The organism is Aeromonas sp. QDB18 (assembly GCF_027705325.1).
GTDB classification, from domain to species: Bacteria; Pseudomonadota; Gammaproteobacteria; order Enterobacterales; family Aeromonadaceae; genus Aeromonas; species Aeromonas caviae.
Genome location: NZ_JAPDBQ010000067.1, coordinates 1 through 21,472, shown reverse-complemented (window position 1 = coordinate 21,472; position 21,472 = coordinate 1). Strand labels below are relative to the sequence as shown.

19 protein-coding genes and 1 pseudogene are annotated in these 21,472 nt (G+C 61.5%); 5 read left to right on the top strand and 15 right to left on the bottom strand.

Features of this window, described 5'->3' with window-relative positions; all coding sequences use genetic code 11:
* Nucleotides 1-308: pseudogene (locus OKC30_RS11715) on the top strand (hypothetical protein); the annotation flags it as partial.
* On the opposite strand, the gene OKC30_RS11710 reads toward OKC30_RS11715, so the two are convergent.
* On the bottom strand, nucleotides 305-493 hold the full coding sequence (locus tag OKC30_RS11710; RefSeq protein ID WP_005331455.1) for a hypothetical protein: 189 nt from the start codon (nucleotides 491-493) through the stop codon (nucleotides 305-307). The pseudogene OKC30_RS11715 and the gene OKC30_RS11710 overlap by 4 nt on opposite strands.
* A gap of 214 nt (nucleotides 494-707) precedes the next feature.
* On the opposite strand from OKC30_RS11710, the gene OKC30_RS11705 reads away from it, so the two are divergent.
* Together OKC30_RS11705 and OKC30_RS11700 are read left to right on the top strand one after the other, a co-directional pair.
* Nucleotides 708-1,601, top strand: coding sequence for an EamA family transporter (locus OKC30_RS11705; protein ID WP_005331452.1), 894 nt, complete (start codon nucleotides 708-710; stop codon nucleotides 1,599-1,601).
* Nucleotides 1,602-1,738: 137 nt separating this feature from the next.
* Nucleotides 1,739-3,544, top strand: a complete 1,806-nt coding sequence (locus OKC30_RS11700; RefSeq protein ID WP_005331450.1) for an extracellular solute-binding protein — start codon at nucleotides 1,739-1,741, stop codon at nucleotides 3,542-3,544.
* Nucleotides 3,545-3,848: 304 nt separating this feature from the next.
* Here the strand turns inward: OKC30_RS11700 and OKC30_RS11695 are convergent, their stop codons facing one another.
* Both OKC30_RS11695 and OKC30_RS11690 read right to left on the bottom strand, forming a co-directional pair.
* Nucleotides 3,849-4,241, bottom strand: coding sequence for a DUF2750 domain-containing protein (locus OKC30_RS11695; RefSeq protein ID WP_005331447.1), 393 nt, complete (start codon nucleotides 4,239-4,241; stop codon nucleotides 3,849-3,851).
* Nucleotides 4,242-4,335: 94 nt separating this feature from the next.
* Nucleotides 4,336-4,893, bottom strand: a complete 558-nt coding sequence (locus OKC30_RS11690) for a hypothetical protein (protein ID WP_041206055.1) — start codon at nucleotides 4,891-4,893, stop codon at nucleotides 4,336-4,338.
* Between the two features lie 248 nt (nucleotides 4,894-5,141).
* Between OKC30_RS11690 and OKC30_RS11685 the strand changes: the two genes are divergently transcribed.
* Nucleotides 5,142-5,390 (top strand): TIGR02647 family protein, encoded by a 249-nt coding sequence (locus tag OKC30_RS11685; protein ID WP_025327553.1) that lies wholly within the window; start codon nucleotides 5,142-5,144, stop codon nucleotides 5,388-5,390.
* Here OKC30_RS11685 and OKC30_RS11680 read toward each other — a convergent pair.
* From OKC30_RS11680 to OKC30_RS11650, 7 genes are all read right to left on the bottom strand, one after another.
* On the bottom strand, nucleotides 5,377-5,673 hold the full coding sequence (locus OKC30_RS11680; RefSeq protein WP_041206056.1) for a hypothetical protein: 297 nt from the start codon (nucleotides 5,671-5,673) through the stop codon (nucleotides 5,377-5,379). The genes OKC30_RS11685 and OKC30_RS11680 overlap by 14 nt on opposite strands.
* 95 nt (nucleotides 5,674-5,768) lie before the next feature.
* Nucleotides 5,769-5,978 (bottom strand): cold-shock protein, encoded by a 210-nt coding sequence (locus OKC30_RS11675; RefSeq protein WP_005331438.1) that lies wholly within the window; start codon nucleotides 5,976-5,978, stop codon nucleotides 5,769-5,771.
* Nucleotides 5,979-6,183: 205 nt separating this feature from the next.
* Nucleotides 6,184-7,284, bottom strand: a complete 1,101-nt coding sequence (locus tag OKC30_RS11670; protein ID WP_005331437.1) for a dihydrolipoamide acetyltransferase family protein — start codon at nucleotides 7,282-7,284, stop codon at nucleotides 6,184-6,186.
* Nucleotides 7,285-7,378: 94 nt separating this feature from the next.
* The gene (locus OKC30_RS11665; RefSeq protein ID WP_005331436.1) at nucleotides 7,379-8,365 is read right to left on the bottom strand and encodes an alpha-ketoacid dehydrogenase subunit beta; all 987 of its coding nucleotides are present in this window, start codon (nucleotides 8,363-8,365) and stop codon (nucleotides 7,379-7,381) included.
* 68 nt (nucleotides 8,366-8,433) lie between these two features.
* Entirely contained in the window at nucleotides 8,434-9,531 is a 1,098-nt protein-coding gene (pdhA, locus tag OKC30_RS11660; protein WP_005331435.1) for a pyruvate dehydrogenase (acetyl-transferring) E1 component subunit alpha, read from the bottom strand.
* A 261-nt stretch (nucleotides 9,532-9,792) separates the two neighbouring features.
* The gene (gene astE, locus OKC30_RS11655; protein WP_041206057.1) at nucleotides 9,793-10,809 is read right to left on the bottom strand and encodes a succinylglutamate desuccinylase; all 1,017 of its coding nucleotides are present in this window, start codon (nucleotides 10,807-10,809) and stop codon (nucleotides 9,793-9,795) included.
* Between the two features lie 272 nt (nucleotides 10,810-11,081).
* Nucleotides 11,082-11,291, bottom strand: a complete 210-nt coding sequence (locus OKC30_RS11650) for a DUF1127 domain-containing protein (protein ID WP_005331430.1) — start codon at nucleotides 11,289-11,291, stop codon at nucleotides 11,082-11,084.
* Between the two features lie 523 nt (nucleotides 11,292-11,814).
* On the opposite strand from OKC30_RS11650, the gene OKC30_RS11645 reads away from it, so the two are divergent.
* Nucleotides 11,815-12,708 carry a DNA replication terminus site-binding protein gene (locus OKC30_RS11645; protein ID WP_042649461.1) on the top strand — a complete coding sequence of 298 codons (894 nt, stop codon included), beginning with the start codon at nucleotides 11,815-11,817 and terminating at the stop codon, nucleotides 12,706-12,708.
* Nucleotides 12,709-12,827: 119 nt separating this feature from the next.
* On the opposite strand, the gene OKC30_RS11640 is transcribed toward OKC30_RS11645, so the two are convergent.
* The 5 genes from OKC30_RS11640 to OKC30_RS11620 form a co-directional block, all read right to left on the bottom strand.
* A complete protein-coding gene (locus tag OKC30_RS11640; RefSeq protein WP_161506996.1) occupies nucleotides 12,828-16,664 on the bottom strand; it encodes a DEAD/DEAH box helicase in 3,837 nt (1,278 codons plus the stop codon).
* A gap of 229 nt (nucleotides 16,665-16,893) precedes the next feature.
* The gene (locus tag OKC30_RS11635) at nucleotides 16,894-17,547 is read right to left on the bottom strand and encodes a YceH family protein (protein ID WP_113720009.1); all 654 of its coding nucleotides are present in this window, start codon (nucleotides 17,545-17,547) and stop codon (nucleotides 16,894-16,896) included.
* Nucleotides 17,548-17,727: 180 nt separating this feature from the next.
* Nucleotides 17,728-18,180, bottom strand: coding sequence for a glycine zipper 2TM domain-containing protein (locus OKC30_RS11630; protein WP_161506995.1), 453 nt, complete (start codon nucleotides 18,178-18,180; stop codon nucleotides 17,728-17,730).
* Nucleotides 18,181-18,356: 176 nt separating this feature from the next.
* Entirely contained in the window at nucleotides 18,357-20,006 is a 1,650-nt protein-coding gene (locus OKC30_RS11625) for a PglL family O-oligosaccharyltransferase (protein WP_270809620.1), read from the bottom strand.
* Nucleotides 20,007-20,162: 156 nt separating this feature from the next.
* Nucleotides 20,163-21,380 (bottom strand): YjbH domain-containing protein, encoded by a 1,218-nt coding sequence (locus tag OKC30_RS11620; protein ID WP_270809619.1) that lies wholly within the window; start codon nucleotides 21,378-21,380, stop codon nucleotides 20,163-20,165.
* Between the last annotated feature and the right edge of the window lie 92 nt (nucleotides 21,381-21,472).

Here is a 21,472-nt window from a genome sequence, read left to right as displayed (position 1 = left end):
CCAGCGGGGCTGACGCCCCGGCGAAATTCCCCTCCCACCTACGTCGGAGGGAGTCCCCTTTCGCATTTAAGATGGGGGTCTATCCGGTGGGCACCCTGGTGCAGCTCTCCAACCAGCGGCTGGCGGTCGTGATGCAACGCAACGAACAGCAACCGCTCAAGCCGCTGGTCAAGGTGATCTATCACGCCACCCAGCGCCACTACCTCGAGGTGCAGTGGCTGGATCTCGCCAGAAACGGGGGGCAGGAGAGCATAGAGAGCACGGTCGATCCCAAGGAGTTTGGCATCAACCTGGCCAACTTCGTCTAGCGAGCCTGGGACTCAGGTGCCTGCTCGCGGCAGTAGCGGAGGAGAAACTCCTCATCCAGCGGGGAGAGATCGAAGCGGACGCAGGCCTCTTCGATGGCCCGGATGTCGTGTTCATGGTGTTCGCTGAGCCAGCGTACGGCGCGGCGCAGATCCTCACCATGGGGCAGCAGGGTATGGTCGCTCATGGTACACCTCCAGTCAGCCATAGAAACCCGCCCGTCACATCGGGCGCTCTCCTACTAGCTTAGTCCTCCCCCGACATGCCGCCCTCTCCTCCCGAACACCCGGCGCGATCGCACGCCACCCCGCTTGCGGCTTGACGCCGACCACCCCATCGAGGGTATGCTCGTTCCCTTCCGGCGCCATCTCATGGCCCTGCTTCTCACACAAGGACGCTGTATGCAAGCCAAGGACAAGTGTCTGGCCGCCCTGGTCATTCTCTGCTGGGGACTCAACTTCGTGGCGATCAAATGGGGGCTGGAGGGCATACCGCCGCTGCTGCTGGGGGCGCTGCGCTTCGTCGGCGTTGTCTTCCCCGCCATCTTGCTGGTGCCCAGACCCGCCATGCCCTGGCGCTGGCTGCTGGCCTATGGCGGTGCCATCAGCCTGGGGCAGTTTGCCTTCCTGTTCTGCGCCATGAAGTTCGGCATGCCGGCGGGCATGGCCTCCCTGGTGCTGCAATCCCAGGTGGTGTTCACCCTGCTGTTCGCCATGATCTGGCTGGGGGAACGCTGGCAGCCCCACCACTGGGTGGCGCTGCCGCTGGCGGGGGCCGGCCTCTATCTCATCGCCACCAACGGCGAGGGCAACCTGACCCTGCTCGGCTTCGTGCTGACCCTGTGCGCCGCCGCCTGCTGGGGCCTTGGCAACGTCATCAATCGCCAGATTGGGCTGCGCTATCAGACCTCATTACCCAGCCTCATCGCCTGGGGCGGCCTGGTGCCCATACTGCCCTTCTTCGCGCTCTCCTGGCTGTTCGAGGGGCCCGATGTCATTGCCACCAGCCTGCTCAACTTCAGCTGGCAGGGGCTCTTGTGCGTGCTCTATCTGTCTCTGGTCGCCACCTGGCTTGGCTACGGCCTCTGGGGGCGGCTGCTGATGCGCTATCCGGTGGCCCAGGTGGCGCCACTCTCCCTGCTGGTGCCCTGCGTCGGCATGGTGGCGGCCGCCCTGCTGCTCGATGAGCACCCCACGACCCTGCAGTGGCTGGGCTCGGGCCTGGTGCTGCTCGGCTTCGTGGTCCATCTGCTGGGCGGAAAAATGAGGCTGTTCAAGGCACAAGCCGAACATTGACCTCGATGGGGAAACTTCCCATGATGGATCAGGCCCTCACGGGCCTCACAGCTTGACCCCGGCAGGACGCCAACCATCAGGAGAGCAAGGACATGCTGCACAGTTCACCCTCGGTCATCCCCACTTTGCCGCGTGTCATGCGGGTCGCGGCCGTGATGCTCCCCCTCTGCTGGAGCGCCTTCGGCTGGAGTGCCACCCTGCCGGCGGATCTCAAGTGGGAGAGCAACGACACAGACCCCGTCTATGCCGATCCACAGGCCAAACGAGGCGGCACCTTCCGTGACTTCATGTCGAGCTTCCCGCTCACCTTGCGCAAGTACGGGCCCGACTCCAACGGCAGCTTCGCCGGTTACGTTCGTGAAACCAATCTGCCCCTGCTCGCCACCCATCCGGTGACCGGCAATCCCATCCCCATGCTGGCCAACCAGTGGGCCTTCGGCGCCGATCACAAGACCCTCTATTTTCGCCTCAACCCCAAGGCCCGCTGGTCGGACGGCCAGCCCGTCACCGCCGATGACTGGCTCTTTACCCTCAATATGATGCGCAGCAAGGAGATCAACGATCCCTGGTACAACAACTACTACAGCACCCAGATAAGCGAGGTGACCAAGTTCGACGATCACACCCTCGCCATCACCAGCGGCACCGAGAAGAGCCGGGAGGATTTGCTGGAATCCCTGCCGTTCAGCCCGGAGCCGAGCCATGCCATCAAGCTCACGGCCAACTGGGTCAAGGAGTACAACTGGAAGGTGCTGCCGGTCACCGGTGCCTACCAGATTGGCGAGCTGAAGAAGGGCAAGTCGGTCACCTTCAACCGGGTCAAGGATTGGTGGGGTAACGGGGAGCGCTACTTCCAGCACCGCTTCAACCCGGACCGGATAGAGATCAAGGTGCTCAGGGATCAGAACATCGCCTGGCAGCACTTCCTGCGTGGCGATCTCGACACCTTCCCGCTGGTCATGCCCAACTGGTGGCACGACAAGAGCAAGACAGCCGAATTCGAGAAGGGCTATATCGAACGGCTCTGGTTCTACAACCAGACCCCGCAGTCCCCCATGGGGCTTTACCTCAACACAGCAGACCCGCTGCTCAAGGATCTCAATGTGCGGCTCGGCATCCAGCATGCCCTCGCCCTCGACAAGATGATCGCCACCCTGCTGCGGGGAGACTACCAGCGCCTCAACAGCTACGGCTCGGGCCAGGGGGCCTTCACCAACACCGACATCAAGGCACGCCCCTTCGATCCCAAGATCGCGCGAGACTACTTCGCCAAGGCGGGCTTCACCAAGACGGGGCCGGATGGCATCTTGCAAAACGACAGGGGCCAGCCCCTCTCCCTTAGCATCACCTACACCACGGCGGAGCATGCCCAGCGCCTGACCCTGCTGCGGGAAGAGGCGAAGAAGGCGGGTCTCAATCTGGAGCTGAACCTGATGGATGCCTCCGCCGGCTTCAAATCCATGCTGGAGAAGAAGCATCAGAGCGCCTGGATGGCCTGGAGCAGTGGCCGCTATCCCGCCTACTGGGAGCACTTCCACAAGGTCAACGCCAACAAGCCCCAGACCAACAACATCATGAACCTCGATGACGACGCCATCTCGGCCCTGGTGGAGCAATACGACAAGGCCTTCGACTTCGGCAAGAAGGCCGAACTCTCACGGCAGATCCAGCAGCGGCTCTATGAGCTGGCCAGCTTCGTCCCTGCCTATCAGGTCCCCTATACCCGGGCAGGCGCCTGGCGCTGGATAAAACTGCCCAAGATCCCGGCAACCCCCCAGAGCGATCTGCTCTACTGGCCCCTGGATGGCGCCAACTCGGGCTACAGCTTCGGCGGCCTGCTCTGGATTGACGAGGAGCTGAAAGCGGAGACGAAAGCCGCCATCAAGCAGGGCAAGACCTTCCCTCCCGTCACCCTGATCGACACCCGCTATCAAAAGCCCTGAGCCCTCTCCACGCTCTGGCTCGACACAAACAAAAGACCCCGCACTGTGGCGCAATGCTGTTCAGATAAGCACATTTTTGACTAATTATTCATAAATGCGACTTGAGTTGGGGGAGCAAGGCTGTTTCCAGTCGATGTTCCTTCAGCCTTTATCCAGCGTGGCTTGCAATAGAAAGAGGGAGGCATCATGCCTCCCTCATTTTTTAGCCCTGATACTACGTGGACTGGAACTCAAATTCTCTTAAGTGAACAGCATTGCGCACTGTGGCGGGGTCTTTTTTGTGGCAGCAGCGCCTGGGCGGGACTTAGCCGCGCTTGGCCTGCTTTTGCGCGATGGCGTCGGCCACGTCGGCCGGATCCAGCACTATGCCTTCCTGCTCCGGGGTCGGGAACACGGCCACGCAGAGCTCGTCCTGCTCCATGCCGTCGACCCAGCGATCCAGCCACACCTTGAGGGTGATGGACTGCGGCTTGCAGTCTGCCCACTCGCCTTCGGCCCAGGCCTTGGCGTATTCCGGATGCGGCCAGACCGGGATGCAGTCTTCGTCTTCGGTGGTCAGCATCATGACGCCGTGCTCGTCGGTCAGAACAAACAGCTCTTCGTGCTCGACCAGCTTGCTGATGAAGTGATCAAAGCGGTAGTCGGCGTTCAGTTGCAGCGCGGCATTGCGCTCGGTGTCGCTAAGTTCATAGCTCATTGGTCAAGTCTCTCATTCAATAAAGGGCGACATGTTCACATCTTGCTGGAGCCTTGTCCAGCAAGAGTGCTCAGTCGCTCCTGTTTCGGTTATCTCAGCCCAGCGCCGGGGTCACCAGGGTGATCTCCGCCGTCTCGCAGAAACGCTGGCGCAGCCAGTAGGCGGACTCCACCTCCACGAAGCAGAGCTGATCCCGACCGGCCCAAACCCCTGCCATGATCTGCTCGAAGCGTCTCTGCTGCTGCTGCTCCCAGGCGACCGCCAGCTTGGAGCCATGGGCTTCATCCACCACCCCACGGCGCAGCTCGAACAGGTTATCGGTGATCGGGCTATTTATCTTGCCAGGGCTGTGCCAGTACATCAGCAGGTTGTCCAGCATCTCTTCGTCGTAACTCGCCAGCGCGTCCAGCTCGGGCGTCTCACCCTGGCCGCCGGCCCCGAAATCGCACCACCCCGCCGCCAGAGGAGCCAGACTCTGGGCCTCGCGCCCCTTGGCATGCTGGCGCAGGGCGGTGACATCGGCCCCCTTGATGGATGGCAGCCAGAGATCCCCCTGATGCTCATCGAGCAAGGGGAGCAACAAGGACGGTGCATAAACAGGAAAGCGGGGACCTAGGGTGTGCAGCAGAGATACCAGTGTGACAGTGATCATGAGACGCGCCTTGAGCTGGAAGACCTGGGTTCATACCTGGCCAGGAGGACAAAAGAGAGACTATTCTACCATGTTTGCCGGCACGCGGACTCTGCTCGTCCAACCAGCCGGGGCATGACGCTTCCGGCCAAAAAAGCAGCGTTCAGGCAACCCCGGCCCAGAGAAAGCCCAATACTTTGAGCCAGCGCCCACTAAAGTCAAACCGGGAATGCTAGTTTGCATACATCTTTAGCGTAAGGAGTGCATCCATGAGTGGGATCGACCAGGTTTCTGACGATTTTGTGAATGAGCTGAAAATACTGGCATGCTTTGATCCGGCGAACATGAGTCTGGGGATCAAGTTACGCAGCGACATGTCTGAAGAGTTGTGCCTCGCGGCGCAGCGTCTGCATCAACAAGGCATGATCAGTGCCGTCGATGGTGGCTATCTGACCCCCTTCGGCATGACCATGCTGGAGCATCTTCAACACCTGCTGGTGGCGCTCAAGCCGAATTGAGTTCCTGCGGCGCCCAGAGCGAGAAGTTGAGCAATTCCCAGCGCTTTCCCTGCCGCAGCAGACAAGCAAACAACAAAGGACCTTCGGGTCCTTTTACCTTGCCATCGATCAACCACTCCCCCGCCCGCTTCGGGACAGGCTGCGCCTTGATCTCCTTGGGCTGCTCAGCCTTGCCCAAACGGACCTGCACGAATTGCTGGCACACTGTCACGGCCTCGTTTGCCGCGGGATCCGGCACGGTGGTATTGGCAAGCGCCACTGTCAGCAAGAGTGATGGGATCATGATGATGGTCATTGGCAAACGTGGTTTATGAATATGCCATAAAACAAAAAGCCGTGGCACCAGAGGTACCACGGCTTTCTTAAATTCTGTAAGAATTACAGAGCAGTTACGTTCTCAGCCTGCGGGCCTTTCTGACCTTGGGTCACGGAGAACTGTACGCGCTGACCTTCAGCCAGGGTACGGAAACCGTTACCGCTGATAGCGCTGAAGTGAACGAAAACGTCCGGGCCGTTTTCTTGCTGGATGAAGCCAAAACCTTTGGTTTCGTTGAAAAACTTAACGGTACCGGTGATCATGTTAGACATATCTTTAACCTGTATTCAAAATAATTACTTATGCTTTTCAGCGGATAAAGCTCAAAAACGGGATTAACTTATGAACAACAGGAAAAGATGCAAAACATCATATTCATTGACATAACTAACGCCCTTTCAAGCTGGTTTAGATTATACGTGCCTTTGTCGATTACGCAACCAAATTTGCACCCTGCCAGGGGCAGGGTGCAATCACTTACGCATCCGCCGCTTCGAGTGCCTGAACCAGGGCTTTGAGGAAGCGCGCTGCCTCTCCGCCGGTACAGGCTCTGTGGTCAAATGTCATCGACAAGGGCAGTGCCCGGACCGGCCGTGCCTCCCCATGGATGAAGACCACTTTTTCGAACAGCTTGCCCGCCCCTATGATGGCCACCTGGGGTGGCGTGACGATAGGGCTGGCGTAGCGACCTGCGATGGCACCAAAGTTGGTGAGGGTGATGGTCGCCCCCTGCAGCATCTCCCGCGGTACGGCGCGCGCCTTCACATCGGCGATCATCCGATCCAGCCCGTGCCGAATGTCCGCCCTTTCCCGCTCGGCCACATTCTCCATCACCGGCACATAGAGCCCGTGTTTGGAGTCGACGGCGATGGCCACGTTGACCTCCCTGAACAGCCGTCTCGACAGGGTATCCCCGTCAAACCAGGCATTCATGGAAGGCTCGGCACGACACGCCACCCCGATGGCCTTGATGAGGCGCACCGTCACGTCTTCGTCTGCCCGCCAGTGACGCAGGTCCACCTCGTCGGTGATGCTGACCGGCACCACCGTCTGATGGGAGTGTTCCATCGCCTTGGCCATGGCCCGGCGCGAGCCCTTGAGGAACTCGTTGCCGCTGCTCTGCAACGCTTCGAAGGCGCTCTGCACATCCTGCTCGGTCACCATGCCGGCACTGCCAGTGCCCTTGAGTCTGTCGATGTCCAGCCCCAGCTTTTGCGCCAGCAGACGCACCGCCGGCATGGCCTGCACCAGGGCGCCACCGGGCGCCATGGCACCCACCACGAAGTGATCCTCGATGTGCTGTTGATGGGCGCTGACCTTGCCCACCACGGTGCCGTCGTCCTCCCCCCCCTCAAACTCCACCAGGGGAGCGCCGATGTGGAGTATGTCTCCCTCCTGGCCGCACAGCCTGGCGATCACCCCCGCCACCGGCGAGGGCACATCCACCAGTGCCTTGGCCGTTTCCACCGACAGCAGCACCTGATCGACACTCACTGTGTCGCCGGCGCTGACCTTCCATTCGACTATCTCGGCCTCGGCCAATCCTTCGCCCAGATCCGGTAATTTGAAAAATTTCATGACCAGTTCTCCATCCGCAGGAACATCACCAAAGGTTGACCAACTTCATGGCTCTTCCTTGCTCGTGCGCCTGGGCGCCGACAGTTGAGAAACGTCATAGCCACTTGTTCTCCATCAGTTGGTGAGCCGCATCCGCGATATCCTGCTCGGTGATGAGGTAATACTCCTCGTTGCGATAGTAGGGCACAGCGGCATCCACCCCGGTGAGCCTTCTTGGCGGCGCCTTGAGGGAGGTCAATGCCTCTTCGGTGACCCGCGCCACTATTTCGGCACCGACCCCGAAGCTGCCGCACGCCTCGTGCACCACCAGCAGACGCCCGGTCTTGCGCACCGAGGTCAGGATGCTCTCCATGTCCAGCGGCTTGATGGTGGCGAGATCCAGCACCTCGCACTGGATGTCCCGCTCCGCCAGCAGGGCGGCGGCCCGCATCACCTCCTGAATGCAGGCCCCCCAGGCGACCACGGTGAGATCCCGTCCGGGCCTCAGGGTGAAGCAGACATCCAGCGGCAGGCCGACGCCGTCATCCACCACATCCGACTTCATGGAGCGGTAGATGCGATCCGGCTCGAAGAACATCACCGGATCCGGGTCGCGAATGGCCGAGAGCAGCAGGCCATATGCCCGTCTTGGGCTGGAGGGGATGACCACTCTCAGACCCGGGATATGGGCAAACAGGGCTTCGACGCTCTCGCTGTGGTGCTCGGGCGAATGGATGCCGGCGCCATAGGGGGAGCGGTAGACGATGGGACAGGAGAGCCGGCCACGGGTGCGGTTTCGCATCCGCGCCGCCTGGCAGATGATCTGCTCCATGCCGGGGAAGATGAAGCCCTGGAACTGGAACTCGGCCACGGGTTTAAGCCCCTGGGTCGCCATGCCCACCGCCACCCCGGCGATCAGCCCCTCTGCCAGCGGCGTGTCTATCACTCGCTTGAAGCCGAACTTGTCGCGTAGGCCCGCTGTGGCGCGAAACACACCGCCGTTGACTCCCACATCCTCACCCAGCACCACCACGTCGGGGTCGTGCTCCATCTCATGATGCAGCGCCAGATTGATCGCTTCGAGCAGCGTTATTTCACTCATGCAGCCTCCCCAGACCCAGAACCATCTCGTGATGCAATGTCAGGTGAATCGCATCGCGCAGTGTCATGTCACTCATGGTGTGTCTCCCCGCCGCGCTGCTGCATGCCCTTGGCGATGATGCGCTGACGCTGGGCACGGTACTCCCTCGGCAGCTCGGCAAACTGGTAATCGAGCAGGGTTTCCGGCGCCTGCGGTGCCATGCCTTCATAGGCGGCCACGGCACGCTCGACCTCCCGGCTCGCCTCCGCCAGCAACGCCTGCTCCTGATGCTCGTCCCACCAGCCCTGATCGGCCATGAACTGACGTAGCCGCTTGACCGGCTCCTTGGCCCAGGCGGCTTCCACCTCGGCGGCCTCGCGATAGCGGGTCGCGTCATCGGCGGTGGTGTGATCCCCGAGCCGGTAGCTGACGGCTTCGATAAGCGTCGGCCCCTTGCCGCTGCGGGCCCGCTCGACGGCGGCGCGGGTCGCCTCATAGACGGCCACCACGTCGTTGCCGTCGACCTGCAGGCTGCGCACCCCGGCCCCTATCCCCTTCTGGGCCAGAGTAGGCGCGCTCGACTGCAGCTTGCGCGGCACCGAGATGGCCCACTGGTTGTTGTTGATGATCATCACCATGGGGAGGTGCCAGACGCCGGCGCAGTTGAGCCCCTCGAGAAAATCTCCCTTGGAGGTGCCGCCATCGCCTATGGTCACCACGGCGACCTTGGGCTGGTTGCGCAGCTTGAAGGCGGCCGCTATGCCGGCGGCATGGGTGATCTGGGTGGCGATGGGGACGCAGATGGGCAAGTCTTCCGACAACTCGCCATCGGCCTTGTAGAAGACACTGCCCCGTTCGTCCCCGCCCCAATATTGCAGGTTCTGCTCCATGGGCACGCCCCGCACATAGAGGGTGGGCATGTCACGGTAATAGGGCACATAGACATCCTCTGGCCGCATAGCGAGACCGACCCCAATCCCCACCGCCTCAGCCCCCAGATGGGAGGGAAAGGTGCCGAGCTTGCCGGTTCGCTGCAGTGCTATCGCTTTCTTGTCGTAACTGCGCACCATCACCATGTTGCGGTAGAAGGTGTGCAGCATCGCCTTGTCCAGCCAGGTCGGCAGTGTCGCGACCGGGCGCCCCTCCTCATCGAGGTAACGAAGGAAGGGGATGTCGACATGGGTCATAACTGGCTCCTTGCCGTTGTCAGCGTCACCACCATGAGGTGACCCTTAGAATGTAAATAAGATGTTAAGCAAAGGACAAGGTGATTCAGTCAGGTAAGACCAGTAGAAACTTCTTTAATTTCAGAAAGAAGATGAGGTTTTCGGCGAGCAGAAACGAAGAAGGGAGCCCTTTCGGGCTCCCTGTCAGGGCGAGTTCGGGATCACGTCCATCTTGGCCACGCCGCCTGGGGCGCAGGGTTGACGTGAAAAGATAGGCTCAGATCACTCCCACAGACGGGTCGGCACCACCAGCAGCATGGTCCGCTGGCCGATGGCCACGTTGGCATTGGGGAAGACCACAGCCTCCCGCGCTTTCTCTACCCTGTACTGCCGATCCCCGTCTTCCGCCAGCACAAACCCCTGGGGAAATTCGGTGAAATTGTCCACATCGCTGGCAAACAGGAAACGAAACGCGGCCGTTTGCTTGTTGATCACCCGATCGATGGCAAAAATCGTGAAGTCATCCGCCCGCCAGGGCTCGAGCACTACCTCATCCTGGGTCACCAGCTCCTGCAACGCCTGACGCGCCTCGATGAAGCGGGTCATGTCGTTCTCGCCAAAGGGGCGCACCTTGCCGAGCTCCACGGTGAAGGCATGGGCGCCATGCTGGTGCGAGCTGTAATAGCTGAAGGTGGTGGTCGGGCCGCTCGAGAGCAGTATGGTGCGCACCCCGCAGGCCCCGAGGAACTGCACCTGCTCCTTGCAGTGCGGCCGCTCGTGGGGGAAGGGGTAGACCGCAAACTTCTCGTGGCGGGAGCCGCGAATGGCGGTGTGCAGATCGTAGTGATAACGGGGCCGGGCGGGATCGGCGAAGAAGCGGCTCACATACTGCTCCAGGCGCATGGCGCGAATGCGCTCCCTGTTGCACAGCCCCTCCCCCTTGCTGTGGGCTCCAGAGAAGAGCCGGTTCATGTTCTCCTCCACCTCGCGTGCCCCCTGGTTCATGGCGGCGGGGTTGCCAAAGAGGAAGAGCACCCGGTGGCGAGCCTGAAGCTCCCCGCCGAGCAGCCGGGTCAGCAGCTGGTTGCAGATCTCGATGGGGGCTGTTTCGTTACCGTGAATGCCGCAGGAGAGCACTATGTCCTTGCGCCCGCCAGGCGACTGACCCATGGGCTCCAGGCAGAGCACGCCGGTGTCCCACACGCTCACCCGGGTGCCGTTGGCCAGATCGAAGGCAAAGGGCTCGAGCTGCCACTCGTGGCGGCGGGTCAGGGCCAAAAAGTCATGCTGGGGAATCATCCATCTCACCCTCTTGTCTGGAATGCTATGGCCGGATTATACGCAAGGCAGGCGGGCTTAAAATCAATTTTTAAACAAATTCAAACAGTAAGGATACAAAGTTGGCGAGGGATGATGACAACTCATGCCGCACGGGGCAAACAGAAGGAAAAACAGACAAGGGGAAATGAGGGGAAGCGGCAACAGGGGAAAAGTCAGGCCCGTTTGAGGGCGAAAAACACAGGCAGAGCAGTTCAGATCAGCAAGAAAACGAGGCATCCATGCCCGGTATATCAACCACGCCAGAACGGCTTGGTGGTCTCTTGATAGCGGTCAGCTTCGTTCAGACCAATGTCCTTGAGCAGGTAGGCGGGCAGCTCGGAGAGCTGGCGACGGCTGCGGCTGCGTTCCAGCCAGGTCAGGACGGTCATCTTGACGCGAGCAACCAGATTCGATTCGCTGGAATCCTGGTAACCGGCTTCGGTATAAGTCATGTTGGCCATGATATGGCTCCTCTCTCTAGTTCTGCGCAAGGCTCGGATTTGATGCGCAAAGCTTAGTCAGGGCGAGAAGGCGCCTCAATTGACGAATTTTGATACATGAGATTAGTAAAAGTAATGGCTGATCTCGCCATGGGGAAAAATACAAATTATTGATTTATATGTGAAATATTAGCCAGAGATTCCCCCTCCCAGCCGTGCAGCATTTTCTCCTGCCCCATCGGCTTCTAACTATGCAGTTTCCCACGTTAGCTATGCAGAGCCCGAGTTCGAGACAGGACGCTGCCACCCCTGCCGCACCGCCAATTGTTAACCATTGGATCACTTAAAGATCGTTATTTAACAGGATGATACAGACAGGCAACTCCCGAAAGGCGGCCACGGCAGCCGCCCTTGCACCGCGCTTGAAAGGCGGCACTTGGCGCCTTCCCGTCATGCTGGTATGGTTATTTATACAGTGGTTTAATCATGCCCCCTGATCGCCACCTTTAGGGCGACGGATTGGGGGAACACACAGGATATGCCGATGGACACCTTTACCCCCACCGCCGCCCTGCGTCAACAGATGGACGCGCTGGAAGACGCCCTTGCCCGTCTCGCCAGACTGCTCGGCCAGCTCGAGTTGCTGGAGGCCCATGTCTATCCCCTGCCCGCCGTGCCGCAAGGGGAAGAGCATGACCCTATCGAGGCCATCGAGGTGGGTTATCTCTCGGGGGAGGCGGCACTGGCCGCGGCCGTGACGGCCTTTCAGGATCACAGCGCCCGCCCCGGCTGCTCCACCAAGGCGACTCACCGCCTGCCTGGCTGGTTGCGCTTCCCCGCCAACAGCGCCCCCTTGCTGCACCCGCTGCTCGACGAGATCAACGGCCACAAGCTCGCCTTCAAGGCCTTGGTGCAGGCCGCCGGCGGGCGAGACGAGAAGTTCGAACTGGTACACGGCGCACTGCCCGGGGTCATCACCCTGCAGGTCTATCGCAAGCTGACCCTGCTCACCGGAGAGCTGCATTCCCTCGGTTTCACCTGGGCCGACAAGCAGAGCATCAGCCGCCTCAGCCGCGAGCAGGTGCTGGAGATGCTGGAGCGCAGCCGCCGCTATGTACCGGCGCTCTCCAGCAACGAGGAGTGGAGCAAGATGGTGGATCAGGAGGTGTATGACATTCGCCGCCTGCCGGCGGATGCGCAGCTGCGGATCCGCCGACCGGTCAAGACCCACCCCATGATCAACCTGCTCTGGCTGGACAGGGAGCCGCGCAAGCAGCAGCTCAAGGCGAGCCTGCCCCTGCTGCTCTGCTCGGACAACCCGCCCAGCGTCACCCACCTCGGCCACTATCCGCCCAAGCTGCGCCAGGCGCGGCGGGATCGCAAGATTGGCGGCGAGGCCATCATAGAGCGGCTGCACCTCTATCGCTATCAGGGCTAGCGCCTCTTAATCAGACCCATGAGAGGGGCCCCAGACGCGGGCAATGAGCCCCTGAAACAGAGAAGGGGGATGGTCACCAGGACCATCCCCCTCTCGCACCCAGGCAGGCAGCACCGCTCCTAGCTCATCAGCAGGGCGCGCAGGCTCTCCACGTCCAGGCCACGCACCTCGGACTGGCCGCTCAGCAGGCCATCGGCCAGGGCCCGCTTCTCGTCGTGCAGCGCCACTATCTTCTCCTCCACCGTCTGCTCGCACACCAGTCGATAGACTGTCACCGGCTGGGTCTGGCCCATGCGGTGCGCCCGATCGCTCGCCTGATCCTCCACCGCCGGGTTCCACCAGGGATCCAGGTGCAACACTGTATCGGCCTGGGTCAGGTTGAGGCCTGTGCCCCCCGCCTTGAGGCTGATGAGGAACAGGGGAACCGGTTCATGACGAAAACGCAGTATGGACTCCTGGCGGGACTTGGCGGAGCAGCCCCCGTCCAGATAGCAGTAGTCCCATTTTTTGAGCTCGATGCGGGCTCGCAACAGGCTCAGCAGATCGACGAACTGGCTGAACACCAGCACCCGGTGGCCGCCATCGATGGCTTCCTCCAGGAGCGCCATGGCCTCGTCCAGCTTGCTGCTGGTCTGGGACCACTCCGGCATCACCAGCTCGGGGGAGCAGCAGAGCCGCCGCAAGCGGGTCAGGCCGCTCAGCACGTGCATCAGGGCGCGGCCATCGGCGCTTTGCACCTGCTGCACCACCTCGCGCCTGGTCGCCTCGTAGAGCTGACGCTCCTCGGGGGAGAGGCTGATATGGTGGATGATCTCGGTCTTGTCCGGCAGCTCGGTCAGCACCTGCTGCTTGAGGCGGCGCAGGATGAAGGGGCTGATCACCGCCCGCAGCAGCGCCATGTGCTGGGGATCCTTGACCGCCTTGCCGAAGCGGCGCTTGAACTCGCCGAGGCTGCCGAGCAGGCCCGGGTTGATGAAGGTGAACAGGCTCCACAGCTCCCCCAGGTGGTTCTCGATGGGAGTGCCGGAGAGGGCCAGGCGAAAATCCCCCTCGAGCTGGAACAGCAGCTTGGCACGCTGGGTGCCGGCATTCTTGATCTGCTGCGCCTCGTCCAGCACCATGCTCGCCCAGCGGCGGGACTTGAGGGACTGGGCCAGGCTGCCGAGCATGCCGTAGTTGACCAGGATGATCTGGCCCGCCTTGGCCTCCTGGATCAGGGTCTCCCGCTCGGCGGGATTCTCGAACACCACCACCTCCAGCTCGGGGGCGAACCGGGTCACCTCCTCCTGCCAGTTGGTGACCACGGACTTGGGCACCACCACCAGGGCGGGGCCGAGGTGCTGGCGCATGCGCAGCACCATGAGCGCCTGCAGCGTCTTGCCAAGGCCCATGTCATCGGCGAGACAGGCGCCGAAGCCATGGTGGGCCAGGGTCGCCATCCAGCGCACCCCGTCCTTCTGATAGTCCCGCAGCGCCGTCAAGAGCTCGGGGGCACACTCCACCTCCTGCTGCCACTCCTGCTGCAGGGAGTGCCAGGCATCATCCCCGGCCGTGGTCACCGCCGACAGCAGGCGGGCCAGGGGGTAGGCCAGCTTGTTGTTGATGCGCTGCTCGGTGTCCAGCATGGCCCCCAGCATGGTGAGGCGCTCCACCAGCTTGTCACTCAGCATCAGGCTGGTCTTCTCGTCGAGCTGAACTGTGCGCTGGCCCGGGGTCAGCTGGCGCAGGATGAGGCGCAGATCGAGGATCTGGTGCTCATCCAGCGCCAGTGCCCCCTCCACCTGGAACCAGTCCTGGCGACGCTCGATGCGCAGGCTCAGGGCCGCCTCGTCGAGGCTCTTGAGACGGGCGCTGTCCTGATGCCAGTGAACGACCACTCCGGCGTCCACCAGCTCGGGCAGCGCATTGACCAGGGTCAGTGCCTGCTCACCGTCCAGCTTCCATTCGTTGCCCGGCAGACCTATGGGCAGCTGGTTGCGCAGCAACTGGGCCTCGGCCTTCTCGGCAGCCAGATCCCGTTGCCAGTAGTGATAGTCCCTGACGCCCTGGCGCACTATGGCCTCCCCCTTGCCAAGGGGCAATGGCGGCAGCTCCCCCTCCCGGGTCACCAGCTGGACCAGCAGCTGACCATCCTGCCAGTCCAGCTGAACCGAGGGCACTCCGGGCCAGGGGGTCAACTCGGCATTGCCGCTGAGCCCCTCGACCTGGCTGTGCCAGGGCAGCTCGGGAATGGCGTCCAGGGTACGTTGCAACTCGGCGAGCCCTTCGGCCGGCAGCAGCGGGATGGATTCCAGCGCAGGCAGTCTGTCCAGCAGGGCCTGCGGGGTCAGGATGAGCTGCCACAGATCCTGGGCCAGGGGCACTATGTGCGCCCCTCGCGCCGCGGCGGCCGGGCTCAAAACGGCGCTCATGCCATGCTCGGTGGCGACCACCTGCAGCAAGGGGGCGCTGATGGCCAGTTGCAGCTTCTGCCCCTTGGCGTTGAACAGGCGCGGATGGCTGGCCAGGGGAGCCCAGGCATCCCGCGGCAGCTTGCTCATGCCCCTTGGCAGGGTGCGCACCAGTGCCCAGTCCGCCTCGTCGAGCAGGGCGGCATACTGGGTGGAGAGCAGGGCAGGATCGACCCGGCGCCCGGCGGTCCACTCCCCCTTGGTGCTCTGCTTCTGGATCTTGCACTCGAGCTCGGGCCCTTCCGCATGGAGCAACCATACCAGCCGCTCCTGCGCCTTGCGCACGCCGCTGGAGCGCCCCAGCCCCTGCAGCCAGTTGAGCCAGCTGGCCGAGGCGGGGGTCTTGTCCTCATCCTCGGCGTCGCTGGTCGCATCGAGAGCCGGAGCGGCACGCAGTTGCTGCAACGGGGGACGCTCGGCCCCCTCTCCCAGCAAGAGGCGCAACAGATCCTGGCAGAAGACCATCAGGCGATGACGGGGCTCGGCCTCCAGCACGTGGGAGAGATCCCACTTGTGCAGTATGGCCACCTGGGGGCTCTGCTCGCCGTGGCGCGCGAGGGCGCAGAGATCCAGCCAGAGGTAGCCCCAGTGGAGCTCCTCCAGCGGCAGTTGCAGGGTATCGAACAGGCCTATCGCCTGACCGTGACGATCACCGGCCCACTGTCCCAGCAGATCCGAAAGCAGGGGGAAATGGTTGCCAAGGCTGCGCTGCCACTTCTTGCGTTGCTCGCTGGCGAGCACGGGATCGGCCTGCTGCAACCAGCCAAGCCAGAGCAGGGAGCTGAACATCCTGGGCCAGGGCTCGTGCGCCGCCGGCGCCTGCCCCAACGCGGCAAGCAGCCGCTCCGCCAGAGGTTGTTCATCACTCTGCTCGGCCAACTGTTGCAGAGCTGGCCAGTGAGTGGTCACCTCGCCAGCCAGTGGGCCGCAGAGCCAGTCCCACTCGTTGGCCAGCGCCTCGAGGTGGCTTGCCAGCGCGGGGGCGCAGGCCGCGGTCACGGACGCCAGCGGCCAGCGCGCCTCAGGCTCGGCATCGAGCAGGGTCTGCAGGGCGAAATGCTCCAGCAGCAGCTGTTGCCAGGCAGGGCTTGAGCCAGGCAGCAGGCGGTGGGCATCGGGCTGGTCGAGCAGGCTCAAGAGATCCGCGCTCTGGTAGTAGGCGGGGATCTGCCCCGCCTCCCCCAGGCAGAGTTCGCGCACCACCCCTTGTGCCATCTCCTGACCGGTGACCGTGGGAACCCGCGTCCAGTCCGGCATGGGGCAGGCCCCTGATCGCACCGCCAGGATCAGGGTCAGGGTGCCCTCCGCCGTCAGGCTCCACTGCTGCTCGGTGCGCAGCCGTATCAGCCCTTGCTGCTGCAACTGGTTAAGCCGGTCCGTCAGCGCCTGCCCGGGCGAGCGCTGTGCGTACAGCGTGTCTTGCAAATAACGGGTACTGGCGGCGCGCTGCAGTTGCAGCTCGCTGAGCAGGGCATAGCAATCCGAAGAGAGGGTGAAGGCTGACATCAGAACTCGCGGGCAGGTGCAAAGGCGGAATTTTAACGGGAAAGCGGCGGCGGCTCGACCCTTAACCGCGAATTAGTACAAAAAAATAACCGCGAATTAGTACAAAAAAAGCGGTCAGGCTCATAAAAGCGGGGACAGGGGCCGGGCAGACCCTCTTCTGCGGGCGGCCAGCAGGGCATGAAAAAAGGCGCCGCAGCGCCTCTTGATGGGGTAAGCAAACTCGCCGGATTCAGCTTTCCAGGTGCGCCAGACGGGCTTCCAGGGCCTGCAACTGCGACTTGAGGCGCTCAACTTCCTCTTCCAGCTGACTCAGGCGATCGGTGGCAGGAGAGCCATAGCTGCTGGCGGGAGCGGCCTCGGCCAAGGCTTCCAGATCGATTTCGCCGCCAAACAGGTGGGCATAGCGTGATTCCCGCTTGCCCGGCTCCCGGGGCAACTTGACCACATAGGGCCCCCGCTCGACCAGCCCGACCAGCACCGCATCCACTTCGGTCACATCGTCGAAGCTGCACAGCCGGTTGGTGCGCGAGCGCAGCTCACCCGGAGTCTGGGGGCCACGCAGCAAGAGCTCGCAGATGATGCCAAGCTCCTGGGCACTGAACTTCAGTTCACCGAACTCGGTGTTGCAGAAACGGTGCTGATAGCGAGGCACCCGGGCATTGAAACCGGCAGTGTTGACCACCAGACGGCGGCGGATCAGTTCGTCGATGACGGCGCGGATATCCAGCTCGGCGAGCTCGAGCACGGGTTCGCGATTGCTCTTCTGGTTGCAGGCATTGACCAGTGCATTGAGAGAGAGAGGGTACTGATCCGGCGTGCAGATCTCTTTCTCTATCAGACAGCCGATCACGCGAGCCTCTAATGGGCCTAGTACTAACTCCATTTCAACCTCCCTTGCCAAACGTTAAGGCGGTTATCTTAGCCAAGGCACTCCGTGCGTCCAGCACTGAACCGCATTTTTGCGAGCCGAGGAAACCCTTGATGAAACATCGTACAATCCGGCCGCGGCAAGGGGGCTCGCCCTGGCATCATACCGCCAGGGAAGCCCACACCAGGCGTCCCCCTAGACGGACTTGTCGACCCGGGTATCCGTTCCCGTCGTCAGGATGCGAACCTTGTCCCCCTTGTCGAACGTGAGCGCAGGATCCTGATCCTGCTTCACGTTGAGCAGTTTTCCCGCCTCGGTCTTGATCAACAGCTCGACCGTCTGCTTGCCCTGCACACTCTGCTGGTTGCCCTGGCGGCGACGGGAGGCCTCGGCCCCCGCCACGGCCCCCACAGTAGTCGCGACTGTCTGGCCCGAGCCACCGCCAAACTGGCTGCCGACGGCAGCCCCCAGAGCGGCGGCTCCTATGGTGCGCAGTGGCCGTGCTCCACCCTGCTGGGGCGTCGCCTCCTGGGTCAGGATGCGGCTCTCTTGCACTGTGCCATATTCCACCTGGGCGCTGGTGCCCACGAGGGCCGGTGTGCCCATCAGGATGAGCAGGCTGGTAACCATGGATGCAATCTTCTTCACGATGTCGACTCCGATGACGACTGAGACTCGATGGCGCCAGCACCGCGCTTGCGCGGCCCGCCATCTCCATTCGGGAGACTACACCGCCAATCCTGACTGTGAGCTTGCCTGGGATGGAAATGATCACGGCCGCGAGGCGGCCGTGATGGAGTCAGGAACAGTGGTGCCCGGCCCGCTCATGAGGAGGGTTTGGGCTCCAGGGTCGCAGCGACCGACTTGGCCGCCGAGCCGGTGAGCAAGGGCTCACCAGGATAGAGCACCAACGCATCGGCCCGCAGACGGTCGGCCTCTTCGGCCCGCCCCAGCGCATTGAGGGCGATCACCATGTTGGCGTAGATATTGGCCCTCGGGGTATGGCGCACGAAGGCCTGCCCCCAGTCGAGGTAGGCTTCAAGCTCCGCCTTGTTGTTGGCCTGCAGACCGACCATGAGGCGCACCGCGTTCACGTCGAACTCCACACGGGTCAGCCAGGCCATGGGGTTCACGATGTCGAGCAGGAGCGCAGGCTGCTTGTAACCGCCCCGCTCATACTTGGTCACCACCCAGGCGGTATGCATGGCGGTTAACATGAAGGGGATGACGATCAGGGGAATGGCGATGGCCATGAAGCGCAGCAGCAACCAGGGGCGGCACAGATGGTCGCGCCAGTTGCCGTAGTCTTGCTCCTCCACCTCCGCATCCATCGCATACAGGAGCAGCAGCAGCGCCCACCACAGGGCGATGGCGTGGTAGAAGGGGTACTCGGTCTGGGTGTGCAGCAAGATGGGGGTCACCAGTGCAAGCAAGGCGGCGCCCTTGACCCAGCCCGCCCGGCTCAGACGCCACAGCAGGGCACCGCCCATCAGCACCATGCCCAGCATGGGGGCCAGGCCCCCTTCCACCGCCCAGTAGAGAAACTCGTTGTGGGGGTGATCCAGGTTGTACTCGATCTGTACCATGGCCGGATTCAGCGCCTTGTCGGCCATGTAGTGATGGAGAAACACCGACTCGAAGCTGCCATAGCCCCAACCGGTCCAGGGCATCTGAGCAATCAGCTTGGCGGCATAGGGCCAGTAGATGGAGCGCATGCCGCCTGATTGGTAGATCTCGAGCCCTCGTCTTGCTCCAGCCATCAGGTATTGCGAAGCCAGCCCGATCAAGATGCCCAGCGCTACCAGCGCGAGCATCCTGCCCAGCCGCCGCTCACGACCCAACTGGGCAGACAGCAATAAGAGAGCCATCATGCCGCCCAGTTGCCCGACCCGCGATTGCAAGATGACCAGCAGCAGGGAAGTGATCAGGATCACCCCATAGCGCAGCCCCTTGAGCCAGGGGTTGGCATCACCGCGCAGCTCCAGCCAGATGGCCAGTGACAGGCCGGTCGCCATGAAGCTCGCCATCACGTTGGGTTGCTGGAAGATGCCATAGGGGCGGTTGGCCTGGGTGTCATACCCAATCCAGTTGCCCGGCACCAGCAGGTAATACTGCACCAGGCCGAGCAGCGCCTCAATGGCGACGGCCCCCAGCAGCATATAGAGCAGCCGGTCTCGCGCCTCGCGGCCGAATCGCCACTGATAGAGGCTTGCCAGAAACAGCAGGCCGGCAAACAGCCCCAGCAGCCGGGGAATGGCATAGTCCTTGAGCTCGAATCCCGGATAGGCCATGGGCAGCAACAACAAGATCCCCCCCAGCCACTGGGCCGTCAGCAGCGGCGAGACCACCAGTCGCTGGCTGAGGGTCACATACCACAGCCCCAGCGCCATCACCAGGCTGGCGAAGATCCAGCCCCAGGCATTGAACGGCAGATAGAGCCCTGCCCCGCCCGGGTTGTGCATGAAAAAATGCATGCCAAGCAACCAGTACAAGACTGATGTTCCCCAAAAAACCTTATGAACCAAACTGCACTCTCTTCCCATTTATGCCTCATCATGCATAAAAAAAGCCGTGACAGTAAAAACACTATCACGGCTCATTAGACTAACGAATCAATACCGAGAAGAGCTTTACAACGGCAAACGTTCAGTCATGTCATACAAGGTATGGCTTCGGCTGAGCATCTGCCCCCCATCTCTTGTCAGAGGAACCCATCCAATTGTTCCCTTGGATGTTGTGGGACGAATCAACATCAAGTCAAAGGGAATCGTGATGTAGATACCTTTGGTAAAACTGCCTTCCCCATACTCTTCGGCCGACACATCCGTCAAGGTTGCGTATGCCCCCATCACAATCCCGGAGTCAAAGCGCTTGGAGAAATCAAACGTGGCCCCCAGGTCACCAGCCAGATAACGCCCGACAGCTACCTTGGCAGTGACATTGTCCATGAAAGGCAACTGCCAATAGCCAGTCAAGTGACCCGTAGCAACGTCGTAATCAGCCATCTTCAGGGTGTTGTTCCAATCACGCTGCTTGACCCAGTTGGTATCCAGACCCAGAGCCCATGACTGACCGAAAGGACGATAAAGCACCTCTCCCCCGACACCGGCGTACATCATTTCCAGATAGCCGCCGTATGCCTGGCCGTACCACTCCTGACCAAATTGCTCCATATGTGTTAACTGGAGATTGTTCAGCAGAATATTGGAAGAGTCGACATACTCTCTCACCCAAGTGCGTACTCTCGGTAACGCATCCGTGTCGGCAGGTGGTGTTTTGTAATTAAATTTGTCGTAATTGTTCGCAATATTGAAGAACAACGTACCCTGTAACCAATCCTTATCGGAAAGACGCAGCCCACTGTTGGCATTAATGCCTATCTGATACATATAAAATGATTCAGGACCACCAAAAGATTGCGTCAGTGCCGGGTCAAATGAATAAGAGAACCACTCTGGTTCAGATTGGTAACGGAGCGTTCCCTGAACAGGAGCAGGTACTTTTTGATGCTCTTCTACCACTGCCTCCTGCCCAAGAACCTGGGGCTGGTTCGCCTTTCGCACAGAGTCGAGATCAATCACCGTCTCTTGCAACTGGAAATCTCGCTGGCGCTCAATGACTCTCAACTCTTCGACAGTGTCAGGCAGATGATTAATCGCAACCAGCGCAGTACGATCGATCGCTTCTTGCTGGTCCCTATATTTGTGCTGTTGACCCAGCAAGGTTACAGTGGACTGGTTACTATAAAGTGATGCTGTATTCCAACCAGCATTACTTTCAAACTGTCCTGCCATGACAGGCCAATCAACGTGTGACGAGTCTATCGGGGCCTTTTCAGCGATATACACAGGGCGAGGCTCATCTAAGGAAGGTGCGAACAAGTCCCTGATATGAGATCATGTTTGTCATCTGGAGCCATGGAACAGGGTTCATCATGAGT